The sequence below is a fragment of the Variovorax sp. W2I14 genome (assembly GCF_050435205.1).
GTDB lineage: Bacteria > Pseudomonadota > Gammaproteobacteria > Burkholderiales > Burkholderiaceae_C > Variovorax > Variovorax paradoxus_C.
On sequence record NZ_JBNDJX010000001.1, the window covers coordinates 690,818 to 706,724 of the forward strand.

11 protein-coding genes are annotated in these 15,907 nt (G+C 66.9%); 10 read left to right on the forward strand and 1 reads right to left on the reverse strand.

The features are described from left to right. The first annotated feature begins 31 nt into the window (after window positions 1-31). The 7 genes from QF040_RS03310 (at window position 32) to QF040_RS03340 (ending at window position 11,248) form a co-directional block, all read left to right on the forward strand. Window positions 32-469, forward strand: a complete 438-nt coding sequence (locus QF040_RS03310; protein ID WP_013540892.1) for a CBS domain-containing protein — start codon at window positions 32-34, stop codon at window positions 467-469. A gap of 81 nt (window positions 470-550) precedes the next feature. Continuing rightward, on the forward strand, window positions 551-1,156 hold the full coding sequence (locus QF040_RS03315; RefSeq protein WP_429609834.1) for a TetR/AcrR family transcriptional regulator: 606 nt from the start codon (window positions 551-553) through the stop codon (window positions 1,154-1,156). 102 nt (window positions 1,157-1,258) lie between these two features. After that, window positions 1,259-2,260, forward strand: coding sequence for an NADP-dependent oxidoreductase (locus QF040_RS03320; protein ID WP_429609835.1), 1,002 nt, complete (start codon window positions 1,259-1,261; stop codon window positions 2,258-2,260). Between the two features lie 37 nt (window positions 2,261-2,297). After that, window positions 2,298-2,975: an SDR family oxidoreductase gene (locus tag QF040_RS03325; protein WP_429609836.1), complete on the forward strand. Its 678-nt coding sequence runs from the start codon at window positions 2,298-2,300 to the stop codon at window positions 2,973-2,975. Next, entirely contained in the window at window positions 2,972-3,823 is an 852-nt protein-coding gene (locus QF040_RS03330; RefSeq protein WP_429609837.1) for an alpha/beta fold hydrolase, read from the forward strand. Before QF040_RS03325 ends, QF040_RS03330 begins: the two co-directional genes overlap by 4 nt. 410 nt (window positions 3,824-4,233) lie before the next feature. Further along, entirely contained in the window at window positions 4,234-10,320 is a 6,087-nt protein-coding gene (locus QF040_RS03335; protein WP_429609838.1) for an ESPR-type extended signal peptide-containing protein, read from the forward strand. A 31-nt stretch (window positions 10,321-10,351) separates the two neighbouring features. Beyond that, the gene (locus QF040_RS03340; RefSeq protein WP_429609840.1) at window positions 10,352-11,248 is read left to right on the forward strand and encodes an OmpA family protein; all 897 of its coding nucleotides are present in this window, start codon (window positions 10,352-10,354) and stop codon (window positions 11,246-11,248) included. Window positions 11,249-11,310: 62 nt separating this feature from the next. Here the strand turns inward: QF040_RS03340 and QF040_RS03345 are convergent, their stop codons facing one another. Next, window positions 11,311-11,727, reverse strand: coding sequence for a MarR family winged helix-turn-helix transcriptional regulator (locus QF040_RS03345; RefSeq protein WP_307508077.1), 417 nt, complete (start codon window positions 11,725-11,727; stop codon window positions 11,311-11,313). Between the two features lie 423 nt (window positions 11,728-12,150). Between QF040_RS03345 and nirB the strand changes: the two genes are divergently transcribed. From nirB to QF040_RS03360, 3 genes are read left to right on the forward strand one after another with little or no spacing between them, the layout of a single operon-like run. Continuing rightward, window positions 12,151-14,679, forward strand: a complete 2,529-nt coding sequence (gene nirB / locus QF040_RS03350; RefSeq protein WP_429609841.1) for a nitrite reductase large subunit NirB — start codon at window positions 12,151-12,153, stop codon at window positions 14,677-14,679. 21 nt (window positions 14,680-14,700) lie between these two features. Next, window positions 14,701-15,042, forward strand: a complete 342-nt coding sequence (nirD, locus tag QF040_RS03355) for a nitrite reductase small subunit NirD (protein WP_429609842.1) — start codon at window positions 14,701-14,703, stop codon at window positions 15,040-15,042. Window positions 15,043-15,092: 50 nt separating this feature from the next. After that, window positions 15,093-15,905, forward strand: coding sequence for a formate/nitrite transporter family protein (locus QF040_RS03360; protein WP_307600534.1), 813 nt, complete (start codon window positions 15,093-15,095; stop codon window positions 15,903-15,905). Window positions 15,906-15,907: the final 2 nt, after the last annotated feature.

Consider the following 15,907-nt stretch of genomic DNA (forward strand, 5'->3'; position numbering starts at 1 on the left):
ACCATCTTCCTCACCTTCTGGAGGGCGCACCATGGCCGAGCGCACCGTTTTCCAATCCGTCACGCGCAAGCACGTCGTCAGCCTGGGCCCGCAGGCCAGCGTGCGCGACGCCGCCTGCGTGATGACGCGCGCCAACTGCGGCAGCGTGCTCGTGATGGAGCTGCCCGACACGCTGCTGGGCATCCTCACCGAGCGCGACCTGATGACCCGCGTGCTCGCCAAGGGCCTCGACCCTGACCGCACGCCGGTGCGCGAGGTGATGACGCCCAACCCGATCTGCGTGCCGCCCGAGACGCTGGTGTCCGATGCGGTCGTGCTGATGCTGGAGCGCGGGTTTCGCCACCTGCCGCTGGTTGCGGGGGCGAAGATCCTGGGCGTGTTCTCGGTGCGCGATGCGCTGCCGCGGGAAATCGGCACGGCGCTCAGCCAGACGGAATTCAACGAGCAGGTGAACGACGCGCTGGGGTGAGGGGTGAGGGGTGAGGGGTGAGGGGTGAGGGGTGAGAAGGGGCAGCCGACGGCTGCCTTGCGCGTGTTGAGCTCATTTGATATGATGCGCGTCATGTCAAACGCAAAAATCAACGCCAGGACAGCCGCCAAGGAGGCTTCGCACGAACGCATCGTGGCCGTGGCTGCCAAGGCCATCCGCCGCAGCGGCTACGACGGCACCGGCGTCGCCGACATCATGAAAGAGGCGGGCCTGACGCACGGCGCGTTCTACGCCCACTTCCCGTCGCGCGAAGCCATGCTGGCGGAAGCCGCCGTTCGTGCGTGCGCGGAGGCGGCCGTCGCGGCAACAGATGCCGCGGCCAGCGTGCCCACCGGCAAGGCTCTGGAACGCATGCTTCGCGCCTATCTCTCGAAAGAGCACCTGGAGCATCCGGACATCGGCTGCCCCCTGGCCGCGCTGGGCTCGGAAACCCCGCGGCAGGCGCCCGAAGTGCGCAGCGCGACGACGCGGCACATCAAGGCGATGGTCGATCTGGTCGCCCGCCAGTTGCCCGATTGGGGACAGCCCGCCGCCCACGAGCAGGCGCTCGTGGCGATCTCCACCATGGTCGGCGCCTTGACGCTCGCTCGCGCGGTCGACGAGCCCGCGCTGTCCGAGCGCCTGCTCGAGACCGCGCTGCAGCGGCTGCTTCCCGCCGACGCCTGATTTCACCCCCCGACGAATGCCGCCCATTCGCTCGCCCTTAAATATGATGAGCATCATGCCAAATTCGATTTTTGCTCCCGCCAACCCCAAGGAAACAACACCATGAAGGCCTTTGTTCTCGATCGATACGGCAAGAAAGGCGCGCTGCGATCGGCAGACATGCCGATGCCCAGCCTGCGCGACGACGAGGTCCTGGTCGAGGTCCACGCCGCGGGCGTGAACCTGCTGGACGCCAAGATCAGGGACGGCGAGTTCAAGCTCATCCTGCCGTACCGCCTGCCGCTCGTGCTGGGGCACGACGTGGCCGGCGTCGTGGTCAAGACCGGGCCGCAGGTGCGGCAGTTCAAGGTGGGCGACGAGGTCTATGCGCGGACCGACGATTTCCGCATCGGCACCTTCGCGGAGTTCGTGCCGGTGAAGGAAGCCTCGCTCGCGCTCAAGCCCGCGAACCTCACGATGGAAGAGGCCGCCTCCATCCCGCTGGTCGGCCTCACCGCATGGCAGGCGCTGGTGGAGAAGGCCGGGCTCAAGAAGGGGCAGCAGGTCTTCATCCAGGCGGGCTCCGGCGGCGTGGGAAGCTTTGCGATCCAGCTCGCGAAGCACCTGGGCGCCACCGTCGCCACCACGACGGGCACGTCCAACGTCGAGTTCGTCAAGCGACTGGGCGCGGACGTCGTCGTCGATTACCGCAAGCAGGATTTCGAAGACATCCTCCGCGGCTGCGACGTCGTGCTGAACAGCCAGGACGGCAAGACGCTCGAGAAGTCCCTCCGCGTGCTCCAGCGCGGCGGAAAGCTCATCTCCATCTCGGGGCCGCCCGATCCCGAATTCGGCAAGTCGATCGCGGCACCGGGTTTCGTAAGGCTGGTCATGCGGCTGCTGAGCGCCGGCATCCGGCGCCGGGCGCGCGCGCGCGGCGTGGGCTATTCGTTCCTCTTCATGCGGGCGGACGGCGGCCAGCTGCGCGAGATCACCCGGCTCCTCGAGGCCGGCGCCATCCGGCCGGTGATCGATCGCATCTTTCCGTTCGCCTCGACCAACGAGGCCCTCGCCTATGTCGAAGCCGGCCGTGCCAAGGGCAAGGTCGTCATCAAGCTCAAGTGAACCTGTTTTTCAACCCGCAACCCCCTGGAGATATTTCATGAAGATCGAAAACGCAGTCGTCCTCGTCACCGGTGCCAACCGCGGTATCGGCCTCGCATTCACGCGCGAATTGCTCGCCCGCGGCGCCCGCAAGGTCTACGCCGGTGCACGCGATCCCGCCACCATCACGCAGGCAGGCGTCGAGCCGCTGCGGCTCGATGTCAACAAGCCCGATGAGGTGGCTGCCGCCGCGGCGCTCGCCTCCGACGTGACGCTGGTCATCAACAACGCCGGCATCGCGCAGGCCGGAGGCTTCCTGGCGCCGGACAGCGAAGAGGTTGCGCGCCGCATTTTCGAGACCAACTTCTTTGCCGTGCTGCGCATGAGCAAGGCCTTTGCGCCGGCGCTCGCGGCCAACGGCGGCGGCGGATTGCTCAATGTGCTGTCGGTCGCCTCGTGGGTGAACGGCGGCGATCTGGCCGCGTACTCGGCGAGCAAGTCCGCGGCCTGGTCGCTCACCAACGCACTGCGCAGCGAACTCGCACCGCAGAAGACCCAGGTGCTGGGGCTGCACATGGCTTACGTCGACACCGACATGACCAGCAGCTTCGACGTGCCCAAGACCAGCCCCGAGGACATCGTCCGCCGTGCGCTCGACGGCCTCGAAGCCGGCCAGGACGAAGTGCTTGCCGACGAAATCACGCAGCAGGTCAAGCGCGGCTTGGTGGTGTCATGAAGCAGGAGCCACCGGTGACCTGGAAGAACGTGCCGACGCGCACGGTCACCGCAGGTGGCGTGCGGTTCGCCTACCGTGAGCTGGGCACGCAGAACCCTGGACCACCGGTGGTGTTCCTCATCCACCTGGCCGCCGTGCTGGACAACTGGGACCCGCGCGTCGTCGACGGCTTCGCTGCACGGCATCGCGTGATTGCTTTCGACAACCGGGGCGTCGGCGCATCGAGCGGCGCCCCGGCGGCGTCGATCGAAGACATGGCCCGCGACGCGATCACTTTCATCCAGGCCCTGGGGCTCGGGCCGGTCGATCTCTTCGGCTTCTCGATGGGCGGCATGGTGGCCCAGGAAATCGTGCGCATGGCGCCTGAGCTCGTGCGCCGGATGATCCTCACGGGAACGGGGCCGGCGGGCGGCGAAGGTATCGCCAAAGTGGCCCGGGTGACGTACTTCGACATGTTCAGGGGCCTCGTCACCGGGCGGGACCCCAAGCAGTTCCTGTTCTTCACCCGCACGCCCGACGGCATCCGCGCGGGCAAGGCGTTTCTCCAGCGCCTGACAGAGCGCTCGGACAACCGCGACAAGGCCATCACGGTGGCGGCGCTGCAGGCGCAATTGAAAGCCCTGCGCCGGTGGGGCAGAAAAAAGTTTGTAGATCTTTCCGGGATTCACCACCCCGTTCTGGTCGCCAATGGCGACGGAGACCGCATGGTGCCGAGCAGCAATACGCATGAATTGGCAAGGCGCCTGCCAAACAGCGAACTCGTCATTTATCCCGATGCTGGACATGGCGCGGTATTCCAGTTTCACACCGACTTCGTGCAGAGGGCACTGACGTTTCTTTCCCGTTGATCAATTGGATTTGTGTGTTTTATTGATATTTATTTGCGGCCGAATAAGTACTATTTTCACAATTGAGCGGTAACTGAGGAGCCGCTTGAATGAGTGGTTCTCCCGTGAGTGATCACGATTTTGATATAGATTGATGCCAAAACAATGATTAGAAATAATAACTACATTGAAGCCTGCGATTGAATATGGTAAGAAGTTTATTCAATTAGTAACTTAATATTACTATTCGAGTTTCATGGTCAATTGAAAATTCAAATCAATTCGACAAGATGACTCCAAAATGCGACAAGTCCCATTGCGCTGACCCATTCATTTATTAAGATTAATTTCAAAACTTAATTTCAAAAAAATACCCAGGGAGCGGAATGGCGCCTGCCATTCAATGGTTTTTCAACGGATGGATGGATCCCATGAATAGAACTTACCGCTCGCTCTGGAATGAGTCCCTTGGTGCCTGGGTTGCGGCATCGGAGGTTTCCCACGCCCGCGGAAAACGCGCCGGCAGTCACGTGGCGCTATCCGCGCCGGGGGGCGTGCTTGCAGCGCGTCCGGCGCGACGGCTGCGACCGCGACTCGCGACCGCGCTGATCGCCCTCAGCGGCATCGGGTGGACATCTTTCGCCGAGGCGCAGGTGGTGGATTGCAGCGTGGCGCCCTACAACGCGTACGCCGGCACCGCCTCGTGCATGGGCCTGAGCTCCAAGGCATCGGGCATTGGTGCCACGGCGCTGGGTTCGCTCGCCGTGAGCGATGTTCTGGGGGGCCTCGCAGTCGGGTACTCCGCCCACAGCGCCGGGCAGAACTCCATCTCGTTGGGCTTCGGGGCATTTTCCTCGGCCATCAATTCCATCTACCTGGGTGCACGCACGGGTCCCACGACCGGCGCGTTGGCCGGTGGCGCCATCGGCATCGGCACGGACGTGACCGCGAGCGGCGGCAACGCCATTGCGGTTGGCAGTTTTGCTCTCGCCAGTGGAGACCTCGCTACTGCTGTCGGCGCCGCCTCCAGTGCGACCGGATTGCGCAGCCTCGCTCTCGGATACAAGGCCACTGCATCCGGCCTGGATGCCGTGGCGCAGGGCAATACCGCCACTGCAAGTGCCCAGAACGCCGTTGCCGTCGGTTTCCAGTCGATCGCGAACCAATTGAACTCGGTCTACATCGGCTCGCGCACCGCGGCGGGAACGGGAGCAACGGGCGTGGGCGCGATTGCCATCGGCACGGACGTGACCGCGTCGAACGGCAACGCCACCGCCGTGGGCTTCCAGAGCAAGGCGACCGGGGCGAGCTCGGTGGCTGTCGGCCCGAACGCCGCGGCATCGGCCACCTCTGCCATGGCGCTGGGGACCGGTACGGTTGCGGGCAACATCAATACGGTTGCGCTGGGCGCTTCCGCCACGGCCACCGGGGCCGGGGACAGCGCCTTGGGCACCTTTGCCAACGCTTCGGGAGGAAACTCCACGGCGCTCGGCGTCAGCTCGAGCGCCAGCGGTGGCCGGGCGTTTGCCGGCGGTTGGGGCGTCAGTGCAAGCGGCGCCGATGCCGCAGCCATCGGCACCCGGGCCAACGCTGCAGGAACCAGCTCGGCCGCGTTCGGCAACCTGTCCAACGCGTCGGCGGATTTCTCGCTGGCCATGGGCAACCAGGCGGTGTCGGCCGGCGTCGGCTCGGTCGCGGCGGGGTCGGGCGCCAGCGCCGCGGCCGACGGCGCGGTCGCGGTGGGCAACAACGCCGCGGCGACGCTCACGCGATCCACCGCGCTGGGCTTCGGCACGTCGGCAAGCGGCCAGAACGCGACCGCCGTGGGCGCGCTCGCCCTCGCATCCGCCGCCCAGGCGGTCGCGATCGGCAACAGCGCCAAGGCCTCGGCGCTCAACGCGATCGCGATGGGCACCAATGCCACCGCCGATTCCGCCGATGCCGTCTCCATCGGCAACGGCTCCACCGCCACCGGCGGCAAGGCGGTGGCCATCGGTTCCGGCAACGTCGCCAACGGCAACGGAGCGGTGGCCATCGGCGATCCGAACACCGCCACCGGCGATGGCGCGATCGCGAACGGCAAGGACAACACCGCCACCGGCAACGGCTCGGTGGCGATGGGCAACACCAACAAGGTCGGCGGTGGCGGGCAGGACGTGAGCGTCCCCGGCACGGCGGCGCAGGGCGCGGTCGGCATCGGCTTCCAGAACACGGTGGTCGGCCAGGGCAGCGTCGCGATCGGCAGCACGAGCAAGGCGCTGGCCGCGGGCGCGGTGGCGTTCGGCGACACGGCAGTGGCCAACAACGCGGGCGATGTCGCACTGGGCTCCGGCTCGGTCACGGCCACGGCGGTCGGCACGCCGAGCGCGACGATCAACGGCAAGCTCTACAACTTCCAGGGCATCGCGCCGACGAGCACGGTGAGCGTGGGCGCGGGAGGCGCGGAGCGCACGATCACCAATGTGGCGGCAGGGCGGATTTCCGGGACGTCGACCGATGCGATCAATGGCTCGCAGCTGTTCGCGACCAACTCGGCCATCGAGGATGTGGCGGCGACGGCGGGCAAGGGTTGGAACCTGAGCGCCAATGGCGAGGCGACGCCGCAGAACATCGCGCCGGGTGGGACGGCGGACTTTGCCAACGGCAGCAATACAACCGTCACGCGCACAGGCAACCAGATCCGGGTCGATGTGTCTGCAGATCCGGTCTTCAATTCGGTGACGACCGGCAACACGAAGATCGACAACGGCGGCCTGACCATCGTGGGCGGACCGAGCGTGACGACCACTGGCATCAATGCTGGCGGCACGCAGATCACGAACGTGGCGCCGGGCGTTGCAGGCACCGATGGCGTGAACGTCGATCAGTTGAACACCACAGTGGCTGGCAGCAAGACCAAGTACTACAGCGTCAACTCCACGGGCGGCGGCAACGAAGCCAACGACGGCGCCACCGGTGCGGATGCGATCGCGTCTGGCAAGAACGCCGCGGCCGCAGGAGCCTCCAGTGTCGCGATGGGCCTGGGCGCCACGGCCGGTACGGCCAACAGCGTGGCATTGGGCGCGGGCTCCTCGACGGCGACTGCGGTGGGAACCGCCAGCACGACGATCAACGGCACGGTCTACAACTTCCAGGGCGTTGCGCCCGTGGGCACGGTCAGCGTGGGTTCGGGAGGCGCCGAGCGCACGATCACCAACGTTGCTGCTGGCCGAATCGCAGGCAACTCAACCGACGCCATCAACGGCTCGCAGCTGTTCGCCACCAACGCGGCCATTACCGATGTGGCAACGACGGCGGGCAAGGGGTGGAACCTGAGCGCCAACGGCGAAGCCACGCCGCAGAACATTGCTCCGGGCGGTACAGCCGACTTCGCTGATGGCAGCAACACGACGGTCACGCGCACGGGCAACCAGATCCGGGTCGATGTGGTGGCCGATCCGACCTTCAACTCGGTGACCACGGGCAACACCAAGATCGATAACGGCGGCCTGACCATCGTGGGCGGTCCGAGCGTCACAACCACCGGCATCAATGCCGGTGGTACGCAGATCACCAACGTGGCGCCGGGCGTTGCAGGCACTGACGGCGTGAATGTTGATCAGCTGAACACCACTGTGGCTGGCAGCAAGACCAAGTACTACAGCGTCAATTCCGCCGGTGGCGGCAACGAGACCAACAACGGGGCCACTGGCACCGATGCCATCGCCTCGGGCAAGAACGCCACGGCCGCAGGGAACTCCAGCGTCGCGATGGGCCTGGGTGCGACAGCGGGAACGGCCAACAGCGTGGCACTGGGCTCGGGTTCGGTCACGGCAACGCCGGTGGGAACCGCGAGCACGACGATCAACGGCACGGTCTACAACTTCCAGGGCGTGGCGCCGGTGGGTACGGTCAGCGTCGGCTCGGTGGGCGGCGAACGCACGATCACGAACGTCGCTGCCGGCCGGATCTCCGGCACCTCGACCGACGCCATCAACGGTTCGCAGTTGTTCGCCACCAACCAGTCGATCGCCGACGTCGCGACGACAGCGGGCAAAGGCTGGAACCTGAGCGCCAATGGCGAAGCGACACCGCAGAACATCGCCCCGGGGGGGACTGCGGACTTCGCTGACGGCAGCAACACGACCGTCACACGCACGGGCAACCAGATCAAGGTCGATGTCGTCGCCGATCCGATCTTCAACTCGGTGACCACAGGCAACACGAAGATCGACAACGGTGGCCTGACCATCGTGGGCGGTCCGAGCGTGACCGTGACCGGCATCGATGCGGGCGGCAAGGTGATCACCAACGTGGCACCTGGCGTCGCAGGCACCGACGGCGTGAATATCGACCAACTGAACACGACAGTGGCCGGCAGCAAGACGAAGTACTACAGCGTCAACTCGACCGGCGGCGGCAACGAAGCCAACGACGGCGCGACCGGCGCCGACGCCATCGCGTCCGGCAAGAACGCGACAGCGGCCGGTGCTTCGGCGGTGTCCATCGGCCTGGGCGCGACGGCCGGCACGGCCAACAGCGTGGCGCTGGGTGCGGGCTCGTCCACAGCCGCGGCTGTCGGAACCGCCAGCACGACGATCAACGGCGTGACCTACAACTTCCAGGGCGTCGCCCCGGTGGGCACGGTCAGCGTCGGTTCGGGGGGCGCGGAGCGCACGATCACGAACGTCGCGGCGGGTCGGATCGCCGGCAACTCGACCGACGCGATCAACGGCTCGCAGCTCTTCGCCACCAACCAGTCGATCGAGGACCTGAGCACCACGGTCACCACCAACAAGACCAGGTACTACAGCGTCAACTCGACGGGCGGCGGCAACGAGGACAACCTCGGCGCCACGGGCACCGACGCCATCGCATCCGGCAAGAACGCGACCGCCGCAGGGAACTCCAGCGTCGCGATGGGCCTGGGTGCGACAGCCGGCACCGCCAACAGTGTGGCGCTCGGTGCAGGTTCGGTCACGGCGACCGCGGTGGGCACATCGAGCACGACGATCAACGGCACGACCTACAACTTCCAGGGCGTCTCGCCGATCGGCACGGTCAGCGTCGGCACGGTGGGTGGCGAACGCACGCTCACCAATGTGGCGGCCGGCCGGATCTCCGGCAGCTCGACCGACGCGATCAACGGCTCGCAGCTCTTCGCCACCAACCAGTCGATCGAGAACCTGAGCACCACGGTCACGGCCAACAAGATCAGGTACTACAGCGTCAACTCGACCGGCGGCGGCAACGAGGACAACCTCGGTGCCACGGGGGCCGACGCCATCGCATCGGGCAAGGACGCCAGCGCGACCGTCAACGGCGCCGTGGCCATCGGCTCGGGCGCGGTGTCCGACCGGGCGATCGCAAGCAGCAGCGGCAACATCCCCGCTGGCAGCGCGCTGATCCCCTTCAACACCGCCGACCGCACGCTGCTGGGCGCGGTGTCGGTGGGCAGCGCCACCACCTACCGCCAGATCACCAACGTGGCGGACGGCACGCAGGCGCAGGACGCGGTCACGGTGCGGCAGCTCAGCGGTGCATTGCAGTCCTTCGCCGTCACGCCGATCAAGTACTTCCATGCCAACTCCAGCGCGGCGGATTCGCTCGCGGTCGGCGCGGAGTCGGTGGCGGTCGGGCCGCAGACGGTGGTCAACGGCAACAACGGCGTGGGTATCGGCAACGGGGCCGTGGTGCAGCAGAGCGCACCGGGCGGCATCGCGGTCGGGCAGGGCGCAACGTCGCACCTGGCCGATTCGATCGCAATGGGCACGGGCGCTTCGGCGGCCGGCGTCCAGGGCGTGGCGATGGGCGCGGGAAGCAGCGTGACGCAGGCGGGTGGCGTGGCACTGGGCGCGGGCTCGGTGGCCTCGACGGCGGCCGGTGTGGCGGGCTACGTGCCGCCGACGGCGACCGACGCGCAACGCATCGCCATCGGCGCGACCACCAGCACGCTGGCGGCCGTCTCGGTGGGCAACGCGGCGAGCGGACAGTTCCGCCAGATCACCGGCGTGGCCGCGGGCACGGCCGACAGCGACGCGGTCAACGTCTCGCAGCTGCGGGGCGTGCAGGGCACGGTGGCGGCGATCGACCAGTCGACGGTCAAGTACGACAGCAACCCCGATGGCTCGGTCAACTACAACAGCGTGAGCATGGGCGGCAGCAATGCCACCGGGCCGGTCACGGTGCACAACGTGGCGCCGGGCGTGGCGGGCACCGACGCGGTCAACGTGAACCAGTTGAACGCGCTCGGCGGCGGCCTGAACAACCGCATCAACGCGGTCAACGACCGCATCGACGGCGTCGAGAAGAACGCCTATGCCGGCGTGGCCGCGGCCATGGCGCTGCAGATGCCCGGCAGCTACGTGCCCGGCAAAACGGTGATGCGCATCGGCGCGGGTTCGTTCAAGGGCGAGAACGCGGTGGGCATCAGCTTCCGGCGCACCGCCGAGAACAACGCCTGGAGCATCACCGGCGGCGTGGCGACCAGCCGTGCCGGGGTGGGCGCGACCGTCGGCGCGGAATGGGTCTTCAACTGATCGCCATCGAGAAGAACTGGACGACATCACCATGAACAACAAGCTTTCTCAAGCCAGGACCTCCGTCGCGATGCGCACCACGCCGCTCGCCGCGCTCTGCCTTGCCGCACTGCTGGCAGGCGGCTGCGCAACGAGCTACACCATCACGCCCGAAATGCAGGCCCGCGCCGCTTCGGAGAACCCGCCGCCGCCGAAGGACGAGGACTTTCCCGCACCCGGTTCGGCTACATGGCAGCAGGGCGCCTTCCCGAACCTGGAAGCCCTGCGCACCATGCGCACCGGCATGGGCAAGGACCAGGTGCGCGAGCTGCTGGGCTTTCCGCACTTCAGCGAAGGGCTCGCCGGGGTGCGCGAGTGGAACTACATCTTTCACTTCCGCACCGGGGCGGGGCCTGAATACATCACCTGCCAATACATGGTGCGCTTCAATGCGGATGTGCTGGTCAACGGCACGTACTGGAAGGGGCCGGGCTGCGCCGATCTGCTCAGGCCGGCGCCCGCAGCGGCGCGGCCCGTCGCGGTCATCCAGCCTGCGCCGGCGCCCGCAAGAACGACGACGCTCGGCGCCGATGGGCTCTTCCGCTTCGATGGACGTTCGCTGGCCGATCTGTTGCCCGACGGCCGGCGCAGGCTCGATGCGCTGGCGAGCGACGTCAAGGCCAGCCCGACTCCGGTGGGTGCGGTCCGGGTGACGGGCCATACCGACCGGCTCGGCAGCGAAACCTACAACCAGGCGCTCTCGCTGGCGCGCGCAACGACCGTGCGCGACTACCTCGTGCAGGCCGGCGTGCCGGCGCAGAGCGTGCAGGTGCAGGGCAGGGGCGAATCGGAGCCGAAGGTGCAGTGCGCGCAGGCCAGCCGCGCGGCACTGATCGACTGCCTGGCGCCGAACCGGCGCGTCGAGATCGAGGTCTCTACAGGACGTTGACTGCCTTTGCGACGGGCCGCGTCCTTTGAGAAGGGCCGGTCCGTCGCCTTCTTCTTTTCCTGCTAGCCGCCGTCCTTGTTCACGAGCGCCACGACTTCCGCGAGCTTGGCCACCTGATCCTTGTGCAGGGCCGCCAGCGTCTCCAGCTTCTTGCGCCCCGCGGGCAGCAGGTGCACCTCGACCTGCCGCCGGTCGGTGCTGCTGGGCTTGCGCTTGACCAAGCCCGCTTCCTCGCAGCGCGACACGAGTGCGACCACGCCGTGCGGCTGGGCCTGCAGGCGCTCGGCGATCTCGCTGACCGTGGCCCATTCGCGGCCCGCAAATCCCTGCGTGTGAAGCATCAACTGGTACTGCAGCACCGTGATGCCTTCCTCCCGCGCGGCGTCTTCGCTGAAGCGCAGGAAGCTGCGAAGTCTGAATCTGAAATCGGAGAGCGCCTCGAAGTGCTGCTTTCCGATGCTTTTGCGCTGGCTGGCCATTGCATTTCCAAGTGATGTGCGAACGGACGGCAATGTAGCAGCGCGAGCCCGGGCGCTCCGGCTCCTCGGCTGCACCAAACGGGGCGACGCATGCGCCACAACAGCGCACGTCGCCGCGCCCCACGGCCCGTGAGCGCCGCATTTGGTGCGATGCGCTCCCGCAAACGGCTGAATCACCTGGCACGGATGTTGCGCAGGGTCTTGCACTGTTCCGCGGCAACGCCGCCGCGGCACTCACAGTGCCTCCGCTAACGACGGCGGACCCGAGCGCACTGCAAGCCTTTGTTCAACGAAGGCCGGCAGTACGTCCGTTCCAACCCGATTCGCATCCGTCCCTTGCGGGGGCTCGCCTGACTGCCGTCTTCCCGACGGGGTTCATGGCGGACTGACGCATGGCCGGCTGCACCGAACGCAGGATCCGACATGAAAATCGCAGTCATTGGCCACGGCATGGTGGGCCACAAGTTTCTAGAGCAGCTTCACGAACTCGGCGTTGCCGACGCAGAGGTCACGGTGTTCTGCGAAGAGCCCCGCGCGGCCTACGACCGGGTGCATCTTTCCGAATTCTTCGCGGGCAAGACCGCCGAAGACCTCTCGCTGGTGGAGCCCGGCTTCTTCGAGCGCAGCGGCTTCACGCTGCGCCTCGCGGCCAAGGCGGTGGCCATCGAGCGCCGCAACAACACGCTCACCACGGCCGACGGCGAAGTGGTGGCCTACGACAAGCTCGTGCTGGCCACCGGCTCCTCGCCGTTTGTGCCGGCCGTGCCCGGTCGCGACCGACCGAACTGCTTCGTCTACCGCACCATCGAAGACCTGGAGGCGATGAAGGAATGCGGCGCCCGCTCCAAGAGCGGTGTGGTCGTCGGCGGCGGCCTGCTGGGCCTGGAATGCGCCAAGGCGCTGCGCGACATGGGCCTGGAGACGCATGTGGTCGAGTTCGCGCCGCGCCTCATGGCCGTGCAGGTCGACGAAGGCGGCGGCCGCGCGCTGCGCGGCAGCATCGAGGCGCTGGGCCTGCATGTGCACACGGGCCGCAACACGGTGGAGATCACCGACGGCGCCGCCGCGCGGCACCGCATGGTGTTCGCCGACGGCACCTACCTGGAGACCGACATGATCGTGTTCTCCGCCGGCATCCGCCCGCGCGACGAGCTGGCCCGTCAGTCGGTGCTGGCCATCGGCCCGCGCGGCGGCGTGGCGATCGACAGCCACTGCCGCACCAGCGACCACGACATCTACGCCATCGGCGAGTGTGCCTCGTGGAACGAGCAGACCTTCGGGCTCGTGGCGCCCGGCTACGACATGGCCCGCGTTGCGGCGAAACACATCGCCGGCCAGCAGGACGCCGCCTTCACCGGCGCGGACATGAGCACCAAGCTCAAGCTCATGGGCGTGGACGTCGCCAGCATCGGCGACGCACACGGCAAGACGCCGCACTCGCGCGCCTACCAGTACATCAACGAGCACAAGCAGATCTACAAGAAGATCGTGGTGAGCGAAGACGGCAAGCAACTGCTGGGCGCGGTGCTGGTCGGCGATGCGGCCGAGTACGGCACGCTGCTGCAGATGGCGCTCAACGGCATCGCGCTGCCGGCGGACCCCGAGTTTCTGATCCTGCCCGCGAGCGACGGCAAGGCACGGCCCGGCCTCGGCGTGGATGCATTGCCCGACACGGCCCAGATCTGCTCCTGCAACAACGTGACCAAGGGCCAGATCTGCGCGGCCGTGGGCGAGGGCGCCTGCACCGTCGCCGAGATGAAGGCCTGCACCAAGGCCGGCGCCACCTGCGGCGGCTGCGTGGCGCTGGTGGGTCAGGTGATGAAGGTGGAGATGGCCAAGCGCGGCATGGCCGTGAACAACCACCTGTGCGAACACTTCGCGTACTCGCGCCAGGAGCTCTATCACCTGATCCGCGTGGGCGAGATCCGCAGCTTCGAAGACCTGCTCGCCAAGCACGGCAAGGGCCTGGGCTGCGACATCTGCAAGCCCACGGCGGCGAGCATCTTCGCCTCGTGCTGGAACGAGTTCGTGCTCAAGAAGAACCTCGCGAGCCTGCAGGACAGCAACGACTACTTCCTCGGCAACATCCAGAAGGACGGCACCTATTCGGTCGTGCCGCGCATGCCGGGCGGCGAGGTCACGCCCGATGGGCTCATCGCCGTGGGGCAGGTCGCCAAGAAGTACGGCCTCTACACCAAGGTCACCGGCGGCGCCCGCGTGGACATGTTCGGCGCGCGCGTCGAGCAACTGCCCTCGATCTGGGAAGAACTCATCGCCGCCGGCTTCGAATCGGGCCATGCCTACGGCAAGTCGCTGCGCACGGTGAAAAGCTGCGTGGGCTCCACCTGGTGCCGCTACGGCGTGGACGACAGCGTGGGCCTGGCGGTAGAGCTGGAGAACCGCTACAAGGGCCTGCGCGCGCCGCACAAGATCAAGTTCGGCGTGTCGGGCTGCACCCGCGAATGCGCCGAGGCGCAGGGCAAGGACGTCGGCATCATCGCCACCGAGAAGGGCTGGAACCTCTACGTCTGCGGCAACGGAGGCATGAAGCCGCGCCACGCCGAGCTGTTCGCCTCCGACCTCACCAAGGCGCAGCTGATCCAGCTGATCGACCGCTTCCTGATGTTCTACGTGCGCACGGCCGACCGCCTGCAGCGCACCAGCACCTGGCGCGAGAACCTCGAAGGCGGGCTCGACTACCTCAAGGGCGTGCTGTTGCAGGACACCCTGGGCATCGCCGGTGAACTCGAAGTGCAGATGCAGAACGTGGTCGACACCTACCAGTGCGAATGGAAAACCGCGGTGAACGACCCCGCCACCCGCCAGCGCTTCCGCTCCTTCGTCAACAGCGAGAAGCCCGATGAGCACATCGTGTTCGTGAAGGAACGCGGCCAGATCCGCCCGGCCCGCGCCGAAGAGCGCAGTACCGAAGCCGACGCCGAAACCGTCTGACGAAAACCGAGGATCTCCACGATGACCACCGACACCCTCCAATGGACCGCCGTATGCGCGGCCACCGACATCCTTCCCGACACCGGCGTCTGCGCGCTGGTCGACGGCGTGCATGTCGCGATCTTCAGCGTGGGCCGGGAGCAGGCCCTGTACGCCATCGACAACGTCGACCCGAAGGCCGGCGCCAGCGTGCTCTCGCGCGGGCTGGTGGGCAGCCTGGGCGACCGCATCGTCGTCGCCTCGCCGCTCTACAAGAACCACTTCGACCTGCGCAATGGCGAGTGCCTGGAAGCGCCCGAGTACTCGGTGCGCGCGCATGCGGTGCGCGTTCACGAAGGCCGCGTGCTGGTCGCGCTGGGCTGAGCCGCGCGTCTTCGATCTTTTTCTCTTCCTCGCTTCTTCAAGGAACCCTGATGGCCTACCTAGCCCCCGCCGAGTTCGTGACCAAGATGGTCGATGCCGGCGAATCCAAGCTGCTGATGTCCACCCGCGACACGCTCATCCGCTCCTACATGGCCGGCGCGATCCTGGCGCTCGCCGCGGCGTTTGCCGTCTCCATCACCGTGAACACCGGCAATGCGCTGGTCGGCGCGATGCTGTTCCCGGTCGGTTTCATCATGCTGTACCTGCTGGGCTTCGACCTGCTGACGGGCGTGTTCACGCTCGCGCCGCTGGCCGTTCTCGACAAGCGCCCCGGCGCCACCTGGGGCGGCGTCATGCGCAACTGGAGCCTGGTGTTCGTCGGCAACTTCGCGGGCGCGCTCACGGTGGCGGTGTTCATGGCGATCATCTTCACCTTCGGTTTCAGCGAGGCGCCCAACGCCATCGGCGAGAAGCTCGGCCACATCGGCGAAGGCCGCACCGTCGGTTATGCCGCGCACGGCGCCGCCGGCATGCTGACGCTGTTCATCCGCGGCGTGATGTGCAACTGGATGGTCTCCACCGGCGTGGTCGCGGCCATGATGTCCACCACCGTGTCGGGCAAGGCCATCGGCATGTGGATGCCCGTGATGGTGTTCTTCTACATGGGCTTCGAACACTCGATCGTCAACATGTTCCTGTTCCCCACCGGTCTCTTGCTCGGCGGCAAGTTCACGCTGATGGACTACCTGATCTGGAACGAGATTCCCACCGTCATCGGCAACCTCGTCGGTGGCCTGACCTTCGTGGGGCTGACGCTGTACTCGACGCACTACAAGACGGCGCCCAAGCGCAAGGCCGGCTGATA